This window comes from Arthrobacter sp. APC 3897 (assembly GCF_030407495.1).
Lineage (GTDB): Bacteria > Actinomycetota > Actinomycetes > Actinomycetales > Micrococcaceae > Arthrobacter_B.
Genome location: NZ_JASDDG010000034.1, coordinates 21,290 through 41,695 on the forward strand (window position 1 = coordinate 21,290; position 20,406 = coordinate 41,695).

A 20,406-nucleotide genomic window follows, 5' to 3' on the forward strand; every position below is an offset into this window, starting at 1 on the left:
CGGCCGGTCCCTTCGGGGGCCGGCCGCTCTTGTGTGTGCGGGCTGCCGCTACCGGTTGGGCCAGTACCAGATGATGAGCATGGTTACGAGGAACCCGGTGAAGAAGTTCAGCTTCAAAAAGCGCTTCCAGCCGAGATTCGCCCGTTCCGAATCCGCATCCGAAATGCCCAGGAAGGGCAGCAGGTTGAGGATGTACGGCAGTGCCAGCAGGCCGCCGAGCGTGGCCGGCCACGGGGTCAGCAGCATCAGGAGTCCGCCGGCGAGGTAGGCTGCGGCGGCAATCCAGACCACGGCTTTGGCACCGAGGACGGTGGCGATGGAGCTGATCCCGCCTTCACGGTCCGGCACCACGTCCTGCACTGCACCGAATGCCTGGCTCGCCATTCCCCACAGGAAAAATGCGCCCAGCACCGCCCAGAGCCCCGGCGTGAACACTGCTCCCGCCAGAACCAGCCCGTAGACCGCCGGCGAAACGAAGTGCGTGCTGGAGGTGATGGAGTCCAGGAACGGGCGTTCCTTGAACCGCAGGCCGGGGGCACTGTAGGCAATGACGGCAAAGACGCTCACGGCGAGCACCAGCCAGGACAGCGGATTGCCCAGCAGGATCAGGGCGGCCAGGAACGGAACATTGGTGACGACGGCGGCCCACAGCGTGATCCGGTGGAAACCGCGGTCCAGCACCGCACCCTCCACTCCGCCTTTGCGGGGATTGTGCAGGTCCGATTCATAGTCGAAAACGTCATTGATGCCGTACATCGCCAGGTTGTAGGGAATCAGGAAGTACAGCGTTCCCAGCACCCAGGTCAGGTCAATGCCGCCGGTGGTGATGAGGTAGGCGGCGGCAAACGGAAATGCGGTGTTCACCCAGGACAGCGGCCTGGATGAAACGAGCAGCATCCGCAGCGTTGAGCCCGCCGTGCGGGTGGTTGTGGTCACTGCTTCTCCCGGGGATTGGTGGTGGCGGCGGGGGCCTTCATGGTGTTCTTCCGTTTTCCAAGGAGCATCCACAGCGCCGGCAGCAGCAGCACGGCGGCAACTGTGTAGGCGAAGTCTTCCAGCGGTGCCCTGCCGATAAAGGCACCGGAAATACGCTCCGGGTTGTACCAAAACAGTCCCGCTGCGATCATCACGTTGTCGAACACGGCGGTGAGGATCAGCAGCACGGCGGCGGTGATGCCCAGCGCGGCCAGCATGCCCCCGCGGCCGCCCGCCGTCGTCGTCCGCCGCATCAGTGCAAGGACCAGTACCGCGGCGGCCGGAACCAGGAACACTGCGTTCAGTGCCCAGTACGTCACTGGCCCTCCTCCTGCCGGGAGCCGCTGAGTCTGTCGACGCGGTTCAGTACCAGTGACACCAGGCCGAAAAGTACCATGGTCAGGTAGCAGAGGAAGCCGAGGAAAAAGACTTCTTCCACCGGCAGGTGCGGTGCGAGGACAATCCCGAGCATGATCGGCGTCTCGCCCCGGTAGAAAATGTCCAGGCCAATGCCGCCCAGATCCCACAGCAGAAAAAATGCCAGGCCGATTCCCGTGACCAGCGAGGCACGCCGCGCGTCGGCGAAGAAGAAAAGCTTAAACCGGTGATCCAGCAGCGCCATGCAGCCTATCGACGCAAACAGCAGGAAAAGATAGAGAAATCCCACTAGGCACCCTTCGCCGGTACCGGGAGCTCTTCCGTGCTGACGTCTCCGCGCAGCCGCTTGAGCACCAGTTCCGCGCTGATGAGGCACATCGGCAGTCCGATGCCCGGCAAGGTGGAACCGCCGGCGTACAGCAGGCCGTCCACCTTGCGGCTGGCGTTGGAACCGCGGAAGAACGCGCTCTGTTTGAGCACGTGGGCCGGGCCCAGCAGTGTTCCGCGCCAGGAGTTCAGGTCCTGGACAAAGTCCTGCGGGCCCACCGTCCGCCGGACCGTGATGCGTTCGGCGAGGTCCGGGATGTCCGCCCACTGCGAGATCTGTTCAATGACGGCGTCGGCCATTCGTTCGATCCGTTCGTCACCGCCGCCGTCAATGCCGCCGGCGCCCAGGGAGGGATCAGAGGGCACCGGCACCAGGACGAAGATGTTTTCGCAGCCCTCGGGAGCGGCGTCGGGGTCGGTCGCGCTGGGGCGGCAGACATAGAGCGACGCCGGATCCGGCACAGAGGTTTCCCTGCCGAAAATCTTGCCGAAATTCTCTTTCCAGTCCTTGGTAAAGAGCAGTGTGTGGTGGGCCAGGGACGGCAGTGTCCCGCGGACACCCAGGTGCAGCAGCAGCCCGCCGGGGCCGGGGATGCGGTGCTTCCAGTAACTCTCAGGATAGGTCTGGAGGTTCCGGGGCAGCAGCGAGGTTTCAGTGTGGTGCAGGTCCGCCGCGGAGACCACCAGATCGGCGTCCAGCACCAGTGACTGTCCGGAAACGTTGGTGTATTCGACGCCGGTGGCCCGGACGCCGGGGCGGCGGCGGAAACGGTCCAGCCGCCCGGCGGGTTCAGGCTCCGTAGTGCGGATCCGGGTGACGGTGGCGTCCGTGCGGATCGTGACGCCCTCCGCGGCGGCCAGATCGGCGATGACGCTGATCAACCGGGTGAACCCGCCCATCGGGTAGAGCACTCCGTCCGCCAGGTCCAGGCGGCTCATCAGGTGGTACATGCTGGGCGTGGTGAACGGTGACGAGCCCAGGAATACCGCCGGGTAGCCCAGAATCTGCCGGATGCGGGGGTCGGTGAACTTCTGCGCCACGAAGGAGCTCAGCGGCTGCAGCAGCAGCTGAGCCAGCCGGGGCCCGCGCTTGAGCACGTCGGGGCGCAGCAGCGGGAGGAAGGACGCGAAGGTGGAGTACAGGAACCGCTTTTTGGCCATGTCATAGACGTCGGCGGCGGAGTCCAGGTACTTCTCCAGCTTGGCTCCGGCGCCGGGCTCGAGGGATTCGAACAGTTTTACGTTCTCTGCGCGTGTGGCGGCAATGTCCACCGGCTCGCTGGAATCCTCAAAGAGGACACGGTAGCCGGGATCCAGCTGGACCAGGTCCAGCTGCTCCTCGGCCGAGGTACCCATCAGGCGGAAGAAGTGGTCGAAAACCTCGGGCATGAGGTACCAGGAGGGGCCGGTGTCGAAGCTGAAACCGGCGCTTTGCCAGGTGCCGGTGCGGCCGCCGGCCACGGATTGCTTCTCCAGGACGGTGACCCGCAGACCCTCTCTGGCCAGCAGGGCAGCCGTGGCCAGGCCGGTGATGCCTCCGCCGATCACCACGGCGGTGCGGGGAGGTGCGGATGCGGTCCTGCGGGTCATGGCTGCCTTCCGGCCTTGGTGATGCCCGGCACCGGACGGCGCAGGCGGTGGGTGTAGAGGGTTGCCGCGGCGATGCGAAGCTTCACCGGGTTGGGTACCCTGACGCGTGTGCCCCGCAGTTCCACGGCCGGGGTGGCACGCAGCCGGCGGGCCAGTTCACTGAACAGTTCCTGGGCGAGCGCGACGGCGGGCCGGGCCGCCGGCGGGAGCTCGGCGATGGACGCCCCGGAGATCAACAGATCAGCATCGATGTCATCCAGCAGGCGGTGCTTATCCGCCTCGGAGAAGGACCCCACGCTGACGCCCGGAAAATAGCTGCGGCCCAAGGTGTCAAAGTCATCGGCCAGATCCCGCAGGAAGTTGACCTTTTGGAAGGCGGCTCCCAGCCGCTGGGCACCTTCCTGCAGCCGTTTGGCACGGTCCCCGCTGACCTCGGTGCCGTGCAGGAAGCACTGGAGGCACATCAGGCCGATCACTTCGGCAGAGCCGTAAACGTAGTCATTGAAGGACTCGGCAGTGTGCTCGGTGCGGAGAAGATCAGCACGCATGGAACGGAAGAACGGGGTGGTCAGTTCCTCGGTAATACCGGTGGTCCGGGCGGTCAGGGCAAAGGCGTGCACCACCAGGTTCACGCTGTACCCGGTTTTCAGGGCCCGGTGCGTCTCCGCCTCCAGCTCATCCAGCATGCGGCCCACGGCGTCCGGAGGCAGGTCCGCTTCCGCAGCCACTCCGTCCACAATTTCATCCGCCAGGCGCACCAGCGCGTAGATGGCCTCGATCTGCAGCCGGGTCCGGGACTTCAGCAGCCGCGATGCCAGTCCGAAGGACGTGGAATAGGAGCGGATCACCATGGATGATGTCTCCACGGCGACCCTGTTGTAAAGCGACAGACCGCTTTCCCGCACCACCGCCTACCGTCCCCGGTTTACGGCGCCGGCCACGATGCGTTCGAGCACCTGGCGCAGCGATTCCGGAAGTGAGGGGCAGTCCAGGTGGGAACGGGCGCGGTCGGCGTACTCCTCAGCCAGGTTTCGGGCGTAGTCACTGGCACCCGAACTGATGAGCAGCTCACGGGCACGGTCCGCCTCTTCGGGAGTGAGCTCCGGGCAGCCGATGAGGTGGGACAGTTCATCCCAGGATTCCCCCTGGGCGGCGTGGGCAATCAGGACAGTGCGCTTGCCCTCCCGCAGGTCACTCAGGTTCGATTTGCCGGTGGCGCTTTCCTTGCCGAAAACGCCGAGCAGATCGTCGACAAGCTGATAGGCGATCCCGGTGTTCCGGCCAAAGTCACCCAGGGTTGCGACGGCGTCGTCATCTGCCCCGGCCAGCACCGCACCGGCCTGCAAAGGTGCTTCGAACGAGTAAACCGCCGTCTTCAGGCGCTCCATGTCGAGGATCTCGGGGATCTGCGGGGCACCGGGGGAAAAGGAAAAGTCCACGTCGATGAGCTCGCCTGCTGCGGAGGCGAAGACTGCGTCATCCAGGATCGCCGCGAGCCGGAGGCGGGTCTTCTGGTCGGTGTCCACGGTGTCCAGCATCCGGAACGCACCGATCAGAGCCAGGTCTCCCGCGATAATTCCCGCTGACATGCCCCGGTGCCGGGCGGCCTCCTGCGTCTGCCCTGCGGTCTGCGCCAGGTCCCGGTAGGTGCCTGAAACATTCTGTTGTCCGCGCCGCATGAAATCCAGGTCGATGACGTCATCGTGAATAATCAGCGCAGTGTGCAGCAGCTCAAAGGCTGCTCCGACGCGGGCCGCCGCTTCCGTATTCGTGCCGCCCAGATGGTGGTAGGCGGTCATCAGGATTCCCGGGCGGACGCGCTTGCCGCCCACCGTGGATTTCTCCAATGTGTCCCACAGGCTAAGGTAGCTGGGACTAAGTTTGGCTGCACGACGCTTTGCCTGGGAAAAGAATTCACGCAGAACACCTTCCACCTGCTCGTGTCCGACAGCTGGGTCAAGCAGTGGTTCGGTCTCCATAGGTCAAGTAAACACGTTGAATATACGGAGGAGAAATGACGCAACGCGGGGAACTGGTAGTTCTCGTGGATTCGGATGGCAGGCCCGTCGGAACGCAGGAAAAATCGACGGTCCATACAACGAATACGCCCCTGCATTTGGCGTTTTCCACTCACGTGTTTAACCGTACGGGGCAATTGCTCGTTACCCGGCGGGCCTTGAGCAAGCTGACCTGGCCGGGGGTGTGGACCAATTCTTTCTGCGGGCACCCCGGTCCGGGCGAAGCCACCGAAGATGCCGTCATTCGGCGGGCGGAGCGGGAGCTGGGCCTGACGCTGGTGAGGGACCGGCTTGAGCTCCGGCTGCCGGATTTCCGCTACCGTGCCGTGGACGCCTCGGGGATCGTGGAACACGAGATCTGTCCCGTCTATACGGCGGTCACGGATGCAGATCCCGTGCCTGCCGCGGACGAAGTCATGGACTGGGAATGGGCGGACCCGCTGGCTCTGGCCGAGTCCGTGCGCCTGACCCCGTGGGCCTTCAGCCCCTGGCTGGTGCTGCAGTTGCCCCTGCTCTATCCGGAGGTTTTCGCCGGAAGTGATTCTGCCCTGCCTGCGTAGGCAGGGGAGAAACGGCGGGGCCAGCGAACCCACGGAGCTTCAGCCGGCCAGTGTGCCCGCAGGGTGTGAAAGGCACGGCGGAAACGCCGCATCACGTTCGCCGTTCCAATCAGCGCCCGGGGAGCCATCCCCACCACCAGTGTCCGGTCAAAGCGGGTCCGGCAGCGCTGGCCCAGGTGCAGGCTCAGACAGACGTCGTCATGCATTTCCGGATCGCTGCGGTGCACCTCGGAGCGGATCCCGGACCAGACTGACCGGCGCAGGGCGAGGTTTGACCCGAAAAGCGGCAGATGCCCCATGGCCAAACCCATGGCCAGGTAATAGGACCCCAGATACAACACACTGAGCGCCGCACCGATCGGGCGGGGAAATCCGTAAAAGGCGCCGGGCCCGGAAAGGGTGCCGAGTTCCGGATCGGCAGCGAAGGATTCTGCTATCCGCTGAACCCAATCCACGGGAAAAAGACAATCAGCGTCGGCCCGGGCAATGATGTCTCCGGTTGCGGCGTCGTATCCGGCCGCAGCCGCGGCCGGAATTCCCGGATCCGCTTCGAAGACCACGCGGGCTCCATGGGCGCGGGCAACGTCGGCACTGGAATCGGTGCTGTTGTTGTCCACCACCACTATTTCAAGCGCAGGCACTGACTGCGCGGCAAGAGAGGACAGGCACGATTCCAGGGCGGCGGCATCATTCAGGCAGGGAATCACCACGCTGACTGAGGGCAGGGCAGCAGACATGGAGGAATTCTACCGGCGGCCGGATGCGTCTCGGACACGGCGGACGTTCCAGCCCCGCTCCGTCTGCCGCCCGGCTGCACGCTGCGCTACCGTGAAGTCATGATCGACGCCCTCCTCCGCCGTCCCGCCGGTTCCGGAGAGTTCTTCGCTGACGGGGTGCGGCTGACCGTCCTGTTTAGCCTCGCGGCAGCCCTCCTCTGGTACGGCCCGGTGGACGTGGCCCTGTTCTTCCTGGTCCTGGGAGGAACGCTGATCTCCCGTTCCCTGGAAATCCCCCGGGTCTTCGACGGAATCTACGGATTGACCCTGCTAGGGGCGGCCTGGAGCAGTGTCCTGGACCTGTACGCCAAAATCAGCTGGTGGGACATTCCGATCCACTTCGCCGCCACAGGCGTCATCGCCGCCATGACCTATTTCCTGCTCTCCTGTGTGGGTGTCGTTCCGGTTCCCGGCCATCGTTCCACTCCTTCCGCAGCCCGCGTGGCAGTCCCGGTCCTGGTGTTGTCCCTGGGACTGGCCGTGAGTGTGTTGTGGGAACTGGCGGAATGGTGGGGCAACGCCTACGTGGATGAGGCCATCAACGTTGGCTACCAGGACACCATGGGGGACCTCGCCGCCGGCGGACTGGGCGCACTGCTCGCCGGGATTGTCATGAATCGAATGATCCCGCGGGACCCGGAACCGGCAGCTCCCGCCTCAAATGCCGGATCGCCGCTTCAGCGCCGTCTCCACCGCTGATACCAGCGCGTACAGCACGATCGATGCCAGGGTGACGACGACGACGCCGGCCCAGACTTCGTCATACCGCGCACGGGAAACGGCGGAGACTATCCCGTAACCTATCCCCTGGCCGGTCGCCAGCCATTCAGCCAGCAGCGCCCCCGTCAGTGCTCCCGGGATCGACACCCGCAGGGCAGTGAAAAAGGCCGGGGCAGCGCACGGCAGTGCCACCTTCCGGAACACATCCAGCCGGCTGCCGCCGTATACCTGGACAACTTCCAGCATGGCCGGTGAGGCTGACCGCAGACCGAAGACCATGGTGACCAGGGCCGGAAAGAGCACCACGATACCGCCCATGGCAGCCACCGCCGCTTCCTGCCGGCCAAAGATCAGGATGATCATGGGTGCCAGCGCCACCAGCGGCACCGAGCGCAGGAGCATGGCCAGGGGCATCAGTGCCTGTTCCACTCCCCGGAAGACCGTGAAGAGGCAGGCCCCGACGGCGGCGGCCAGCATTCCCGCGGAAAAACCCATTCCGGCGTCCAGCAGGGTCCGGCCCAGCTGCCCCATGATCAGGGCACGGTTTTCCGCTGACTCCGGGTCGCGGAGCAGGTAGGCATAAATTTCCCGGGGCCCCTTGCCGATGTAGGCGGAGACGTCGAAGAAGCGCAGCAGCCCAACCCACAGCACCCCAACCACGGCCAGGGACAGGGCAAGGCCGAACAGCATCTTTCCAGTGGAACGGAACACTCCCTGCATCAGAACCCTCCCGTCCGGACACCGGAGGACCAGGGGGCGGCGAACCGGGAGATGAGTCCCAGCAGCGCGAACGCTCCCCCGGCCAGGCCGGCACAGGCAAAGGCAACACCCCAGACCCGGGCGACTTCCAGGGTTTGCTGGGCGTTGACCATGGCCGGACCCAGCCCGCGGTCCACTCCCCCGACGTATTCGCCCAGGACGGCGCCAAGCAACGCAGCCGGGGCAGCAATTTTCAGGGCTGCCAGGACGGCCGGAAGGGCAGCAATGATGCGGACTTTCACGAGCTGGTGGATTCTGCGGCCGCCAAACACCGCCACGACGTCCAGGCAGGACCGGTCAGCGGCCTTCAAACCGGCCAGGGCACTGACCATGGTGGTGAAGAAGACTGACAGTGCGGCCAGGGCGACGGCGGTACCCGAAGGATCTCCGGAACGGGGAGGACCCAGGACAATGAAGATCACCGGTCCCACGGCCACCACCGGCAGGCAGTAGCTGATCACGGCCAGCTGGGTGGCCAGGCGTTCCAGCGGCGGTACCAGCAGAACGAGAAAGGCCAGCGCCAGTGCCAGCGCATTGCCCCACGCGTAGCCGGCACCGGCTTCGAGCAGGGTCACCGAGGCATTGCGCCAGTAGAACCCCCATCCGTCAGCTCCCATTTGGGTCAGTACCTGCCAGGGCGTGGGGATGGCCCCGGTGCCGCCGCCGGCCGGAGCGCCGACCCCGCGCAGGAACGTGGCGGCGCTGATCCACCACAGCGCCAGTACCCCGCCCGCGCCGGACAGGCCCGCGGCCCAGACCGGAAGCTGTCTGCCTCTCACGGTGTCCCCCCGGGTGCCGGACCGCTGAACAGCAGGTCCGAAGCGTGGTCATGCAGGGCGTGGAATTCAGGCGTGCGCATCATGTCCGGGGTGCGCGGGCGCGGCAGGTCCACCGTGATGACTTCCTTGATCCGTCCCGGCCGCGGGCTCATGACCGCCACGGTGTCGGACAGGAAAATGGCCTCGGAGATGCCGTGGGTAACCATCAGCGTAGTGGCAGGCTTTTCGGTCCAGATCCGCAGCAGTTCCAGGTTCAGCCGTTGGCGGGTCATATCATCCAGGGCTCCGAAGGGCTCATCCAGGAGCAGGACTGACGGCTTCAGAATCAGGGCACGTGCAATCGAAACGCGCTGGCGCATTCCGCCGGAAAGCTGGGCCGGCCGGGCCTTCTCAAACCCGGTCAGCCCCACGAGATCAATCAATTCACGGATATAGGCGTCATCAGCGGGCATCCCCGAGACTTCGAGCGGCAGCCGGATGTTGGTGAGGACGCTGCGCCACGGCAGCAGTGCTGAATCCTGGAACGCGATGCCCAATTCGTGTCCGCGGCGAAGATCCCGGGGGGACTTTCCATCCACCAGCACTTCCCCGGTGGTGGGGGTTTCCAGACCGGCCAGAATCCGGAGCACGGTGGACTTGCCGCAGCCCGACGGCCCGAGCAGGGAGAGGAAGGAGCCGCGTTCCGTGCTGAGGTTCGCAGCTTCCAGCGCCGTAACCGTCTGACGGCTGGCGGCGAAGGTCTTGCCCAGGTCCGAGAGCCGGATTCCCGTTCCTGAGCTGGCCTGCGGCGGGTCCTTGTGCACCGAAGAGCCTGCGGGCGGCAGTGCGGCCGGCCGCACGTCCTGACGCATCTACTTCAACTCCGGATTCTCTTCATAGACCTCCGCGAGCAGGCTCAGGTCAAAGATTTCTTCGGCTGCGAGGTCATAGCCGGCAAGTTTCAGGATCGACAGGTTCTCCTCGATCAGGGAATCAGAAATGGTGAAGAGGCCGTTGGCTTCGGTCTCCTCGGTAACCACCAGCTTGGTATTCTGCTCCTCGGCCTGCATCTTTTCCTTGGCCGGGTCCAGGTTGAGGTCGGCGCCGTAGACCTCAACAGCGAGACGTGCGGATTCGTCCGCATCCGCCACCGCGTCCTTCCAGCCGCGCAGAGTGGCGCGGAGGAAGTCCTTGAGCTCCCCGCGCCGGTCCTCGATGCTCTCGTCAGTGGTGACAAAGCTCTCCGCCACGAAGGGCAGCCCGTTGTCCGCGAAGGGCAGTACCGCCGTCGTATGGCCGGCCAGTTCCAGAGTGAGCACCTCATTGGTCAGGTATCCGAAGAAGCCGTCCACATCGCCGTTGACGAGAGGCTGGGGATCATACTGGACCGGCACCTTCTCCACCGCCCCGGCATCGATGCCGTTAACTTCCAGCAGGGCGTCAAACAGGGTCTCATTGACCCCGGCCTGCACGCCTATCCGCTGGCCTAACAGGTCCTCCGGAGCGGTAATCGGGTTGCCGTCCAGCGAAATGATCACAAACGGATTCTTCTGGTACGTGGTGCCAATGATCTTCAGCGGTGCGTCTTCCTCCACAATGACCGGAGCAACGCCCATAGGGCTTGAGGTGCCCACAAGTGCGCCGCCGGAAAGCAGCATGGTCTCCGTGGATGTGCCGCCCGGGCCGCCGGCGATCAGGTTCAGCTCGCTGAAGCCCTCCTCGGCGTAGTAGCCGTTTGCGTCGGCGAAGTACTCACCGGCAAACTCCGCGTTCTTGATCCAGGAGAGGTTCACATCCAGGGGGCCGTAGTCTGCGGCATCTGTGCCGGCTTCAGCCCCGGAACCCGCGCAGGCTGTCACGAGGAGCAGGCTGGACGCGGCCGCTGCGGCGGCAAGGACTGGTATGAAACGTCGTGTGGGCCGGGAGATCTGGGGCATCGTTATCAGGCTTTCCGTAGGCGAATAAGGCCCGAGCCTATGAACGTATTGTTACCGTCCGCGCCTTCCTCCGTTACGTTGCGGTAAACAGGCGGATCCGCGCTTGCGCTGCCTTCAGGGCCGGTAAACGCCCCGGGACCGCCAAAAGCGGTTGCAGGCACAAAAAAGTCCGGTCGGGGCACTGGCCCCGACCGGACTTCATCCTGCTGTGCAGCCGCTTGCTGAGGTGTTTCTGCTTGCTGCGGTATTTCTACTTGCTGATGTACTTCGCGTGCGCCTCATGCGCCCGGGCTACCTCTGCCCGGATTTCCTCGATGTCCTTGACCTTGTTCCGGTACTTGAGGTCCATCCCGGCAATCTGCTGTTCCTCCTCGCAGAGTGCGGTGTAGATGCGTTCCCGTTCACCTTCGTCCGTCGTGTAGGACAGGTCAAGGTAAGCGTTGGCGTGGCGGCGTGCGTTGTTCACGGCGGTCTGCGCCTTGCCGGCCGGGCTAATCAGCGAGCCGATGACGGTAACGGCCAGGACGCCGATGATGACGCTGAGCGAAAGGCCGGTGCTGATCTCCACCACCGAGACGTGTTCGCCGTCGTTGATAAACCACAGGGTGTTCTCATGCAGCGCGTGCAGCACCAGCTTCACGCCGATGAAGGCCAGGATCGCGGCAAGACCGTAGGAGAGGTAGATCAGGCGGTCCAGCAGGCCGTCGATCAGGAAGTAGAGCTGGCGCAGGCCCATCAGGGAGAACGCGGTGGCGGTGAAGACAATGAAGGTGCTCTGGGTCAGGCCGAAGATGGCCGGAATGGAGTCCAGGGCGAAGAGAATATCGGTTCCGCCGATGGCCACCATGACCAGCAGCATGGGGGTGAGGACCTTCTTGCCGTTCTCGACGGTCATCAGCTTGTCGCCGTCGTAATGGTCGGTGGTGGGCAGCACGCGCTTGGCGATGCGGATGATGAAGTTGTTGGCCTCATCCTTTTCGCTGCTCTCGGGCTTGAGCAGGTTGCCGGCGGTGATCAGCAGGATCAGGCCGAACAGGTAAAAGACCCACGAGAAGGAGTTGATCAGCGCCGCGCCCAGGAAGATGAACCCGGTCCGGGCAATAAGGGCAAAGACGATGCCGAAGAGCAGCACCTTCTGCTGGTCTTCACGGGGTACCCGGAAGCTGGCCATGATGATGAGGAAGACAAAGAGGTTGTCTACCGAGAGGGCCTTCTCCGTGATGTAGCCGGCGAAATACTCGCTTCCGGCGGTGGCGCCGCCGAAGACCAGGACCAGGACACCGAAAATGACCGCCAGGCCCACGTAGATGGAAGACCAGACTGCGGCTTCCTTGAGCGTGGGAATGTGGGCCTTGCGGATGTGGAAGAAATAATCGAAGGCCAACAGGCCCAGAATGACGGCAATCGTCACTCCCCAGATCAAGGGGGAAACAGTCATGGAAATCCGCTTTCGTAGGCTCGTCAGATAACCATAGGTCTCTCCGGCACCCCAAAAGGGCGCCCGCTGCATCCGGCAGGGCAATCGGTGCCCGGCGTGCTGACGGATAACGGCGAGGTGGATACTCCCCTACGAATGGATCAGTCTAACGGGTTTTGGAGTGTTACTGCCACTTCTTATTCGCAGCGATCTCCAGAAGCGGCAGGTCAGCCGGGGTATCGACGTCCAGCCCGTCAGCAAGGTCAGAACAATCGACGACGTCGATGAGTGACGGGTTGGCGTGCAGGTAAGCCCTGGCGCCGGCGTCTGCTTCCGCCGTCTCCGCGGCAGCAGCTGCCAGGACCGGGTCAAAAACCAGCGGGTGGCCGCGGCGAAGATTTCCGGACCCCGGGTGCCGGTAGCCGGCGGCGGTAATCCGGCCGGGCTGATGGCGTCCGGCCAGCCGGCCAACGACGGCGGCGCTCACCCCGGGCTGGTCGCCGAGCGCCACCAGCAGCGCCCGGGCCCCCGGGTGGTCCGCAAGCGCGGCGGCGACACCGAGGGAAAACGAGGATCCTAGTCCGGTACCCCAGGACGGGTTGACAATGATGCCGGCGCGGTCCAGCTGTGCCCGGGCCAGCACCCGGTCGGCCTCGGCGCCCAGGACCACGGAAACGTCAGTGCAGCCGCCGCCGAGAAGCTGCATGAGGATGTGTTCAATCAGCGGCCTGCCCCGGAAGGGCAGCAGTGCTTTGGTACCCAGGCCTAAACGGGTGCCCGCTCCGGCCGCCAGCACAAGGCCGATCACCGGGGCGGGCACGATATCAGCCTTCGCAGTCAGAGCAGTACTTCATGCCGTTCTTTTCCAGGGCCACCTGGGAGCGGTGGCGAACCAGGAAACAGGACGCGCAGGTGAATTCGTCATCCTGCGCCGGAACCACGCGGACCAGCAGTTCCTCGCCGGAGAGGTCAGCGCCGGGAAGTTCAAAACTCTCAGCAGCCTCCGTTTCGTCAACGTCTACGGCGGTGGCGGACGGGGTCACACTGCGCTGGGCCTGCAGCTCTTCAAGGGACGCGGTGGATGCTCCGTCGTCCTCGGTCTTGCGCGGTGCGTCGTAATCTGTCGCCATCTTCTTTGGCTCACACTCCTATTTTCAGCTCATTGTTGGGATCCGGCCTTGATCGTAACGGATGGATGCCAACTCCCCCGTTTCCGGGGGCAACAATCCGGAAATATTAGCCGCAGGCACGCCGAAGGGACGCTCCGCGTGCACGGAACGCCCCTTCAGAGAATCTGTCTGGGGTTTTGCTACGGCTTCTTGGGCTCGGGCTGCACCTCGGCCGGAGCCATGGTGTGGTTGCCGCCAGTGGTGAAGGATCCGTTGGAAGCGGAGCCGGTTCCGCTTGCCTCAGCGGGCTTGGGGGCGGACGAACCCGCCGAGGAGGCGGGCTTGCCTGTATCTGCTGAAGAAGAGACCTTGTCCTTTGCTGTGGAAGCCGCCTCGGATACCTTCTCCTGCAGGCCGGGCGCCTTTTCCTTTGCCCACTCCGTGCCGTGCGAAACGGTGTCCTGGACCTTGGGGTCCTTCCACAGTTCCATCAGTTTTTCGCGGCCGGCCTTGGAACCGAGCAGGTAGCCAACGCCTGCGCCGGCCAGGAATACGAATTTCTTAACCATGGTGCTCCTCATTCCTGCCCCGGGTAGGGACATAGCGAATAACGTCAGGGTGTTCATACGCACACTACCGCCGGAAGCGGAAGAATCAACAGCAACCTTACTATGTCCTGGCCGGTTCCGCTGACAGGTGTTCCTAGCCGCCCATCAGGCGGGAGCGGATGAGAAACCGCTTGCCCTCCGGAGCTTCGACGGAAAAGCCGCTCCCCCGGCCCGGGACCACGTCCACCGTCAGGTGAGTGTGCTTCCAGTATTCGAACTGTTCCAGGGACATCCAAAAGTCCAGGTGCTCCCCCGGTGACAGCTCAAATGTTCCCAGCAGCACATCCGCTTCAGAGGTTATGAAATCTCCGGCCGGATAGCACATGGGCGAAGAACCGTCGCAGCAGCCGCCCGACTGATGGAACATCAGCGGTCCGTGCTGTTCTCTCAGCTGCAGCAGCAGCTCCTGCGCCGCAGGCGTCAACGCCACCCGGGAAAAGGCTTCCCCGGGCAGAGTGACGGCGGCGTCCAGCACTCCGGCAGGCCGAGCTGCGGCGTGGCGGGTGTCTGCCTGCTCATTGGCAACCATCAGTACCGGACAACCACCCGTCCGTCGACCCTGCCCTGCTCCAGCTCCTCAAACACGGCGTTGATCTCGTCGAGGTTCCGGGTGCTCACCTTCGGGTGGATGAGGCCGCGGTCATAGAAATCTATGGCCTCGGCGAGGTCCTGTCTGGTCCCCACAATTGAACCGCGGATGGTCAGACCCTTGAGCACGATGTCGAAGATAGGTGCCGGAAAGTCGCCCGGCGGAAGGCCCACGAAGACAATGGTGCCGCCGCGCCGGGCCATGCCGATCGCCTGGCCGAACGCCGAGGGATGGACCGCCGTCACCAGCACGGCATGTGCACCGCCGATCTTGGACTGGATCGCCTCGATGGGGTCCTCGTTGCTTGCATTGACCACCACTTCGGCACCGAATGACGCAGCGAGCTCCAGCTTGTCGTCAGCGATGTCCACTGCAGCCACCCGCAGGCCCATGGCCTTGGCATACTGAACCGCAACATGGCCCAGCCCGCCAACCCCGGAGATCACCACCCATTGGCCGGGCCGTGCTTCGCTGACCTTCAACCCCTTATAAACAGTCACTCCGGCACACAGCACCGGAGCGATTTCCACCGGGTCCGCCCCCTCGGGGATGCGGGCGGCAAATTTGGCGTCAACCAGCATGTATTCTCCGAAGGACCCGTTAACGCTGTAGCCGCCGTTCTGCTGCTGCTCGCAGAGCGTCTCCCACCCGGTCCGGCAGTATTCACAAACGCCGCAGGCGGACCACAGCCAGGCATTGCCCACCATGTCTCCCACCGATATGTCCGTCACGCCCTCTCCAACCGCTACAACTTCACCAACGCCTTCGTGGCCGGGGATGAAAGGCGGAGCGGGTTTCACCGGCCAGTCGCCCTGGGCGGCGTGCAGGTCAGTGTGGCACACGCCGGTGGTGACCAGCTTGACGAGCACCTGGCCGGGCCCGGGCTCCGGAACCGCTGTTTCTTCCACTGACAGTTCTTCTCCGAGTGCATTGACTACGGCTGCTCGCATATTTGCCATGAGGTCCTCATCTCTTCGACACGCAGGGGTCTGTTCAGCGTAGGTTCGGTTGGCCGGGGTTAGAAGAAGCCCTGCTTGTTTTCGGCGTAGCTGACCAGCAGGTTCTTTGTCTGCTGGTAGTGGTCCAGCATCATGGCGTGGTTCTCGCGGCCGATGCCGGAGGACTTGTACCCGCCGAACGCCGCGTGCGCGGGGTACGCGTGGTAGTTGTTTACCCAGACCCGGCCGGCCTGGATGTCCCGTCCGGCACGGTACGCCGTGTTCCCGTTGCGGGCCCAGACACCGGCTCCCAGCCCGTAAAGGGTGTCGTTGGCGATCGCCAGTGCCTCTCCGTAGTCGGAGAACCGGGTCACTGACACCACCGGGCCGAAGATCTCTTCCTGGAAGATGCGCATATTGTTGGTGCCTTCAAACACCGTGGGCTTGACGTAGAAACCGCCGGCGAGATCGCCGTCGAGGACCAGCCGTTCTCCGCCGGTGAGGACCTTCGCTCCCTCCTGATGGGCAATGTCCATGTAGGAGAGGATTTTCTCCAGCTGGTCATTAGAGGCCTGGGCACCCACCATGGTGTTGGTGTCCAGCGGGTTGCCCTGGATCATCTGCGCGGTCCGGGCCAGCGCATCGGACATGAAGGAGTCGTAAATGGATTCCTGGACCAGGGCCCGGGAGGGGCAGGTGCATACTTCGCCCTGGTTCAGGGCGAACATGTTGAAACCTTCCAGCGCCTTGTCATAGAAGGCGTCGTCCTCCTGCGCTACGTCTGCGAAGAAAATGTTGGGGCTCTTGCCGCCCAGTTCCAGGGTGACCGGAATGAGGTTCTGGCTGGCGTACTGCATGATCAGCCGGCCGGTGGTGGTTTCCCCCGTGAACGCGATTTTGCGGATCCGCTTGGAGGATGCCAGCGGTTTGCCGGCCTCAACTCCGAAGCCGTTGACCACGTTGAGCACGCCGGCAGGCAGGATGTCAGCAATCAGCTCCATGAGCACCATGATCGAGGCCGGGGTCTGTTCCGCCGGTTTCAGTACAATCGCGTTGCCCGCGGCGAGCGCCGGGGCCAGTTTCCACACTGCCATCAGAATGGGGAAGTTCCACGGGATAATCTGCCCCACCACGCCCAGCGGCTCGTGGAAGTGGTAGGCCGTGGTGTCGTCGTCAATCTGGGAGAGGGTGCCCTCCTGGGCGCGGACGGCTCCGGCGAAGTAGCGGAAGTGGTCCACGGCCAGCGGCATATCCGCGGCCAGCGTCTCACGGACGGGTTTGCCGTTGTCCCAGGTCTCGGCGACAGCGAGCATTTCGAGGTTTTCCTCAATGCGGTCGGCGATGCGGTTCAGGATTTGTGCCCGCTCCGCCACGGAGGTCTTGCCCCACGACGGCGCGGCCTTGTGTGCCGCATCCAGTGCCAGATCGATGTCCTCCGAGGTACCCCTGGCTACTTCGCAGAAGACCTTGCCGGTGACCGGAGAAACGTTCTCAAAGTACCCGCCCTTGACCGGAGGCACCCATTCGCCGCCAATCCAATTCTCGTAGCGGGGCTTGAAGGAAAGTTTGGAACCCTCGGTGCCGGGCTGTGCATATACGGTCATGTTGCGCTCCTGGAGTTGTGACGTCGGTGTCTTTTTCCGTCGGTGGACTGAGCATAGGCGCGGCTACGTTGCATCTACGTAGCACGAAGGATGGTGCAGCTGCCCGTAAAGGCATTACTGTTGCCGTGGGCAATTACTCCGGCCCTGCCCCCGGACAGATCTCATAAGGACGGCGCATGGCTACCGAAGGCAATACCGGCGGCGGAACCCCGGGGACCAGCCGCTACGTCCGTTACCGGTGGTGGGGCCTGCTCGCCATCAGCCTCGGCGTAGCCATGATCATCATGGACGCCACCATTGTTTCGGTGGCAGTGCCCTCAATCGTGGGTGACCTGGGCATCTCCAGCACCCAGATCCAGTGGGTTCAGGAAATCTATACCCTGCTCTTCGCCGCGCTGCTCCTGACCTGGGGCCGGATCGCGGACCGGGTGGGACGACGGCGGGTGATGCTGGCCGGCGTCGTCCTGTTTGTTGCGGCGAGCATACTGTGCGCCCTCGCCGAGTCCGGCGGCGTTCTGATCCTGGGGCGCGCCATCCAGGGGCTGGGCGGATCCATGATCCTGCCGACAACACTGGCTCTGCTGAACGCCAATTTCCAGGGACGCGAACGCGGCATCGCCTTCGCCGTCTGGGGATCAACGATCGGCGGCATGGCGGCTGTCGGTCCGCTGCTGGGCGGCTGGCTGACCGAGAATGCCAGCTGGCGCTGGGCTTTCGGCATCAACATCCCGGTTGGTGTCCTGGTTGTGGGCGGACTGCTGCTGTTTGTCGCGGAGTCCTCCGAGCCCGTAGCCGGTGCGGCCCAGCGGCTGGACCTGGGCGGAGCCGCCCTGTCCATTGTCGGCTTCGGCGCGCTGGTGTTCGGGCTGATCGAAGGCCGAACCTACGGCTGGTGGACAGCGTCTGAGGACGCCCTGTTCCAGGTGGGGAGCCTTTCCCCTGTTCCGCTGGCCTTCCTGCTGGCGGCCGTTGCCCTGACGTGTTTTGTACTGCTGCAGCGCTCGCGGACGGCTGCGGGGAAGGGCGTCATCCTCGATCTGTCCCTGTTCCGGATCCCGTCCTTCGCCAACGGCAACATCACCGCGCTCATTGTCAGCTTCGGTGAGTTTGGCCTGATCCTCTCCCTGCCGCTGTGGTTCCAGAACGTGCTGGGCTTTACCGCTTTCCAGGCCGGCCTGGCTCTGCTGCCGCTGGCTGCGGGTTCCTTCCTCGCCAGCGGAGGCGTGGCGGCCCTGGCCCGGAGGTTCAGCCCTATCCTGGTGGTGCGGATGGGACTGGGGCTGGAGATCCTAAGCATTGCCGCCCTGGCGCTGCTGATCCGCCCGGACAGTACTGCTTGGCTTACCTCCCCGATTCTGCTGGTTTACGGCATCGGCGTGGGACTGGCCACTGCCCAGCTCACTTCCGTGGTCCTGGCCGAAGTTCCCGTCGCCAGGAGCGGACAGGGGTCGGCCACCCAAAGTACAGCCCGGCAGACCGGATCAGCGCTCGGTATCGCGGTGCTGGGAACGGCATTCTTCTCCACCCTGCGCACAGGCACCGAGGACCGGGTCGCGGATGCCGTTGCCGGCAACCCGCAGCTGGGTGCTGTCGTGGATTCCGTCAATGCAACCTCCGGCGGCAGCATCTCTGCCCTGGCGGCGGATCCACAGACCGCTTTCGTGGCGGACGCTGCCCGGGAAGCCATGACCGACGGGGCATCGCTGGCGGGGTGGATCGCCGCTGCCGCACTGTTGATTGGGTTCGTGACCAGTCTGCGCATCAAGCCGGTCATCGGGCCGCAGGCCGGTGAGCCTGCCGGGGTGCGTGCTCCGGAGGAGGGCCCCGCGGCTCACTCCGCCTAACCTGCCGCGGTGCGGGTCAGCCCAGTTCGGCCTCGATACGCTGGAGGCCCGCCATTATCGAGGCTTTCCGCGGCGAGCGCTCCGGAAGCAGCCGGAGTGCGCGGGACCAGGCTTCGACGTCGTCCCTGCCCTCCGGCAGGGCCAAGTACTCCAGCAGGGAATCCGGACCGGCGTCGGAGAGCATGGCCTCGCGCAGGACCATGCTTACTTCGCTGCGGAGGGCTGTAATGGCGGGTGCATCCGAACGTGGGAGGACCGGCCCCCGGTAGAGGCCCAGGGCAAGCCGGTAGGCGCCGTTCTCCAGGTATCCAAGCACCTGTTTGGCGTCAATAACCACTTCGTGCGGAAGCCGGTAGGGCCGGGACTGCGGTACAAGCGGTGGTTCGGGCGAGCCCTGGCTGTGCTTTCCCAGCAGGTTCCGCAGCCGCAGCATTTCCGCACGGACGGTGCTGACCGAGGTGCTTTCGGGGTAGACCATGACCGAGAGTTCATCAGCGGTGAGCCCGGCGGGATGCAGAGCCAGGAGCGTGAGCAGTTCAGCGTGCCGGGTACTCAGCGTCGCGGGACGGCCGCCAACATTGACCACGGCCGGATCACGGCCCAGGATTTGCAGGCTGTCCTGCCGAAGCAGGTTCCGGCGCTGCGGACGCGGTGCTGAACCCACCACGCGCGGGCGCCGGCGCCTGCTGCGGCCGGCCTCCTGGAGCCGTTCCACTTTTAGCTGGGATTCCGCAGCGGCCACCGTGGCTTCAACCAGCGCCAGGGTGTGGGCTGCCACGGCTTCGTCCCTGCCGGTGATGTCGACGACGCCGATGAGGGTTCCCGTGTCCGGATCATGCACGGGTACTGCGGTGCAGCTCCACGAGTGGACCTGGCGGCTGAAGTGTTCAGCTCCAATGATTTGAACGCTCTGCCCCGAGGCCAGTGCGGTTCCGGGGGCGCTTGTTCCTATGGAACGCTCGGACCAGTCCGTGCCGGGGATAAACAGCATTCGCTCCGCGAGCCGGCGTGCGTCGTCGTCGCCCTCCACCCACAGCAGCCGCCCGAGTTCGTCTCCCACGGCCACGAGGAGCCCGGTGTCGGTGCCGGGGCGGACCAGCAGCCGCCGGATGACCGGCATGACGGCTGCAAGCGGATGCGAGGTGCGGTACTCCGCCAGTTCGGATCCGGTAAACACCAGCTGCGGAACAGCCTCGTCCGGGTCTGCGTGGTGGCGCAGGGAACGCTGCCAGGATTCACGGACCGGGGGCCGGAGCCAGCGCGTCAGGCCGTCCGCGGAGCCAAGATTTTCGTGGGCGCGGAAAGCATCCCGCTGCAGGGCATCCGCGGTGCGCTGAGGCGGATCACCGTAGTCCTGATTGTGCACTGCCCCAACCTATCCACACCGATAAGGAGACTGTCCTGACACCCGCAGGTGCAGGTGTCAGGACAGTCTACTCATGCCGCTTCGATCCCTTCCACGGAAAGGGGTGAAGCGGCGGTGTTTGTTTTGTCAGGGG

General features: G+C 64.5%; 22 protein-coding genes. 3 read left to right on the top strand and 19 right to left on the bottom strand.

Annotated elements, in window-relative coordinates:
- Window positions 1-48: 48 nt before the first annotated feature.
- From QMA10_RS15330 to QMA10_RS15355, 6 genes are read right to left on the bottom strand one after another with little or no spacing between them, the layout of a single operon-like run.
- Window positions 49-897, bottom strand: coding sequence for a prenyltransferase (locus tag QMA10_RS15330; RefSeq protein WP_290169772.1), 849 nt, complete (start codon window positions 895-897; stop codon window positions 49-51).
- A gap of 35 nt (window positions 898-932) precedes the next feature.
- The gene (locus QMA10_RS15335) at window positions 933-1,295 is read right to left on the bottom strand and encodes a lycopene cyclase domain-containing protein (protein ID WP_290169714.1); all 363 of its coding nucleotides are present in this window, start codon (window positions 1,293-1,295) and stop codon (window positions 933-935) included.
- Window positions 1,292-1,642, bottom strand: a complete 351-nt coding sequence (locus QMA10_RS15340; RefSeq protein ID WP_290169717.1) for a lycopene cyclase domain-containing protein — start codon at window positions 1,640-1,642, stop codon at window positions 1,292-1,294. The genes QMA10_RS15335 and QMA10_RS15340 overlap by 4 nt, the downstream gene beginning before the upstream one ends.
- The gene (gene crtI, locus QMA10_RS15345) at window positions 1,642-3,270 is read right to left on the bottom strand and encodes a phytoene desaturase family protein (RefSeq protein WP_290169719.1); all 1,629 of its coding nucleotides are present in this window, start codon (window positions 3,268-3,270) and stop codon (window positions 1,642-1,644) included. The genes QMA10_RS15340 and crtI overlap by 1 nt, the downstream gene beginning before the upstream one ends.
- Entirely contained in the window at window positions 3,267-4,136 is an 870-nt protein-coding gene (locus QMA10_RS15350; RefSeq protein WP_290169721.1) for a squalene/phytoene synthase family protein, read from the bottom strand. The genes crtI and QMA10_RS15350 overlap by 4 nt, the downstream gene beginning before the upstream one ends.
- A gap of 45 nt (window positions 4,137-4,181) precedes the next feature.
- Window positions 4,182-5,249, bottom strand: a complete 1,068-nt coding sequence (locus QMA10_RS15355) for a polyprenyl synthetase family protein (protein ID WP_290169723.1) — start codon at window positions 5,247-5,249, stop codon at window positions 4,182-4,184.
- A gap of 35 nt (window positions 5,250-5,284) precedes the next feature.
- On the opposite strand from QMA10_RS15355, the gene idi reads away from it, so the two are divergent.
- Entirely contained in the window at window positions 5,285-5,848 is a 564-nt protein-coding gene (gene idi / locus QMA10_RS15360) for an isopentenyl-diphosphate Delta-isomerase (RefSeq protein ID WP_290169725.1), read from the top strand.
- Here idi and QMA10_RS15365 read toward each other — a convergent pair.
- Window positions 5,803-6,585 (bottom strand): glycosyltransferase family 2 protein, encoded by a 783-nt coding sequence (locus QMA10_RS15365; RefSeq protein ID WP_290169726.1) that lies wholly within the window; start codon window positions 6,583-6,585, stop codon window positions 5,803-5,805. The two genes, idi and QMA10_RS15365, sit on opposite strands and share 46 nt — an antisense overlap.
- A 99-nt stretch (window positions 6,586-6,684) precedes the next feature.
- Here QMA10_RS15365 and QMA10_RS15370 point away from each other — a divergent pair, with 99 nt between their 5' ends.
- Window positions 6,685-7,323: a hypothetical protein gene (locus QMA10_RS15370; RefSeq protein WP_290169728.1), complete on the top strand. Its 639-nt coding sequence runs from the start codon at window positions 6,685-6,687 to the stop codon at window positions 7,321-7,323.
- On the opposite strand, the gene QMA10_RS15375 is transcribed toward QMA10_RS15370, so the two are convergent.
- From QMA10_RS15375 to QMA10_RS15425, 11 genes are all read right to left on the bottom strand, one after another.
- Entirely contained in the window at window positions 7,282-8,064 is a 783-nt protein-coding gene (locus tag QMA10_RS15375; protein ID WP_290169730.1) for an ABC transporter permease subunit, read from the bottom strand. The two genes, QMA10_RS15370 and QMA10_RS15375, sit on opposite strands and share 42 nt — an antisense overlap.
- On the bottom strand, window positions 8,064-8,882 hold the full coding sequence (locus QMA10_RS15380) for an ABC transporter permease subunit (protein ID WP_290169731.1): 819 nt from the start codon (window positions 8,880-8,882) through the stop codon (window positions 8,064-8,066). The genes QMA10_RS15375 and QMA10_RS15380 overlap by 1 nt, the downstream gene beginning before the upstream one ends.
- Window positions 8,879-9,733, bottom strand: coding sequence for an ABC transporter ATP-binding protein (locus QMA10_RS15385; RefSeq protein WP_290169734.1), 855 nt, complete (start codon window positions 9,731-9,733; stop codon window positions 8,879-8,881). The genes QMA10_RS15380 and QMA10_RS15385 overlap by 4 nt, the downstream gene beginning before the upstream one ends.
- Window positions 9,734-10,798, bottom strand: coding sequence for an ABC transporter substrate-binding protein (locus tag QMA10_RS15390; protein ID WP_290169737.1), 1,065 nt, complete (start codon window positions 10,796-10,798; stop codon window positions 9,734-9,736).
- A 250-nt stretch (window positions 10,799-11,048) separates the two neighbouring features.
- Window positions 11,049-12,236: a TerC family protein gene (locus tag QMA10_RS15395; RefSeq protein ID WP_290169739.1), complete on the bottom strand. Its 1,188-nt coding sequence runs from the start codon at window positions 12,234-12,236 to the stop codon at window positions 11,049-11,051.
- Window positions 12,237-12,399: 163 nt separating this feature from the next.
- Window positions 12,400-13,035, bottom strand: a complete 636-nt coding sequence (locus QMA10_RS15400) for a nucleotidyltransferase family protein (RefSeq protein ID WP_290169741.1) — start codon at window positions 13,033-13,035, stop codon at window positions 12,400-12,402.
- Window positions 13,036-13,039: 4 nt separating this feature from the next.
- Window positions 13,040-13,345 (bottom strand): DUF4193 domain-containing protein, encoded by a 306-nt coding sequence (locus QMA10_RS15405; RefSeq protein WP_104052900.1) that lies wholly within the window; start codon window positions 13,343-13,345, stop codon window positions 13,040-13,042.
- Between the two features lie 179 nt (window positions 13,346-13,524).
- Complete coding sequence (locus QMA10_RS15410; protein ID WP_290169745.1) at window positions 13,525-13,893, bottom strand: YtxH domain-containing protein; 369 nt, start codon at window positions 13,891-13,893, stop codon at window positions 13,525-13,527.
- Between the two features lie 133 nt (window positions 13,894-14,026).
- A complete protein-coding gene (locus QMA10_RS15415) occupies window positions 14,027-14,461 on the bottom strand; it encodes a DUF779 domain-containing protein (RefSeq protein WP_290169747.1) in 435 nt (144 codons plus the stop codon).
- Window positions 14,461-15,480, bottom strand: a complete 1,020-nt coding sequence (gene adhP / locus QMA10_RS15420; RefSeq protein ID WP_290169749.1) for an alcohol dehydrogenase AdhP — start codon at window positions 15,478-15,480, stop codon at window positions 14,461-14,463. Before adhP ends, QMA10_RS15415 begins: the two co-directional genes overlap by 1 nt.
- A gap of 59 nt (window positions 15,481-15,539) precedes the next feature.
- On the bottom strand, window positions 15,540-17,063 hold the full coding sequence (locus QMA10_RS15425; protein WP_290169751.1) for an aldehyde dehydrogenase family protein: 1,524 nt from the start codon (window positions 17,061-17,063) through the stop codon (window positions 15,540-15,542).
- Window positions 17,064-17,239: 176 nt separating this feature from the next.
- Between QMA10_RS15425 and QMA10_RS15430 the strand changes: the two genes are divergently transcribed.
- Window positions 17,240-18,907: a DHA2 family efflux MFS transporter permease subunit gene (locus QMA10_RS15430; RefSeq protein WP_290169754.1), complete on the top strand. Its 1,668-nt coding sequence runs from the start codon at window positions 17,240-17,242 to the stop codon at window positions 18,905-18,907.
- Window positions 18,908-18,923: 16 nt separating this feature from the next.
- Here the strand turns inward: QMA10_RS15430 and QMA10_RS15435 are convergent, their stop codons facing one another.
- Entirely contained in the window at window positions 18,924-20,273 is a 1,350-nt protein-coding gene (locus QMA10_RS15435; RefSeq protein WP_290169756.1) for a helix-turn-helix domain-containing protein, read from the bottom strand.
- Window positions 20,274-20,406: the final 133 nt, after the last annotated feature.

Coding starts and splice junctions, on each gene's coding strand:
- QMA10_RS15330 (WP_290169772.1), bottom strand. CDS start 897: ATGCTGCTCGTTTCATCCAGGCCGCTGTCCTGGGTGAACACCGCATTT.
- crtI (WP_290169719.1), bottom strand. CDS start 3,270: ATGACCCGCAGGACCGCATCCGCACCTCCCCGCACCGCCGTGGTGATC.
- QMA10_RS15355 (WP_290169723.1), bottom strand. CDS start 5,249: ATGGAGACCGAACCACTGCTTGACCCAGCTGTCGGACACGAGCAGGTG.
- idi (WP_290169725.1), top strand. CDS start 5,285: ATGACGCAACGCGGGGAACTGGTAGTTCTCGTGGATTCGGATGGCAGG.
- QMA10_RS15365 (WP_290169726.1), bottom strand. CDS start 6,585: ATGTCTGCTGCCCTGCCCTCAGTCAGCGTGGTGATTCCCTGCCTGAAT.
- QMA10_RS15370 (WP_290169728.1), top strand. CDS start 6,685: ATGATCGACGCCCTCCTCCGCCGTCCCGCCGGTTCCGGAGAGTTCTTC.
- QMA10_RS15375 (WP_290169730.1), bottom strand. CDS start 8,064: ATGCAGGGAGTGTTCCGTTCCACTGGAAAGATGCTGTTCGGCCTTGCC.
- QMA10_RS15385 (WP_290169734.1), bottom strand. CDS start 9,733: ATGCGTCAGGACGTGCGGCCGGCCGCACTGCCGCCCGCAGGCTCTTCG.
- QMA10_RS15390 (WP_290169737.1), bottom strand. CDS start 10,798: ATGCCCCAGATCTCCCGGCCCACACGACGTTTCATACCAGTCCTTGCC.
- QMA10_RS15395 (WP_290169739.1), bottom strand. CDS start 12,236: ATGACTGTTTCCCCCTTGATCTGGGGAGTGACGATTGCCGTCATTCTG.
- QMA10_RS15405 (WP_104052900.1), bottom strand. CDS start 13,345: ATGGCGACAGATTACGACGCACCGCGCAAGACCGAGGACGACGGAGCA.
- QMA10_RS15410 (WP_290169745.1), bottom strand. CDS start 13,893: ATGGTTAAGAAATTCGTATTCCTGGCCGGCGCAGGCGTTGGCTACCTG.
- QMA10_RS15415 (WP_290169747.1), bottom strand. CDS start 14,461: ATGGTTGCCAATGAGCAGGCAGACACCCGCCACGCCGCAGCTCGGCCT.
- adhP (WP_290169749.1), bottom strand. CDS start 15,480: ATGGCAAATATGCGAGCAGCCGTAGTCAATGCACTCGGAGAAGAACTG.
- QMA10_RS15425 (WP_290169751.1), bottom strand. CDS start 17,063: ATGACCGTATATGCACAGCCCGGCACCGAGGGTTCCAAACTTTCCTTC.
- QMA10_RS15430 (WP_290169754.1), top strand. CDS start 17,240: ATGGCTACCGAAGGCAATACCGGCGGCGGAACCCCGGGGACCAGCCGC.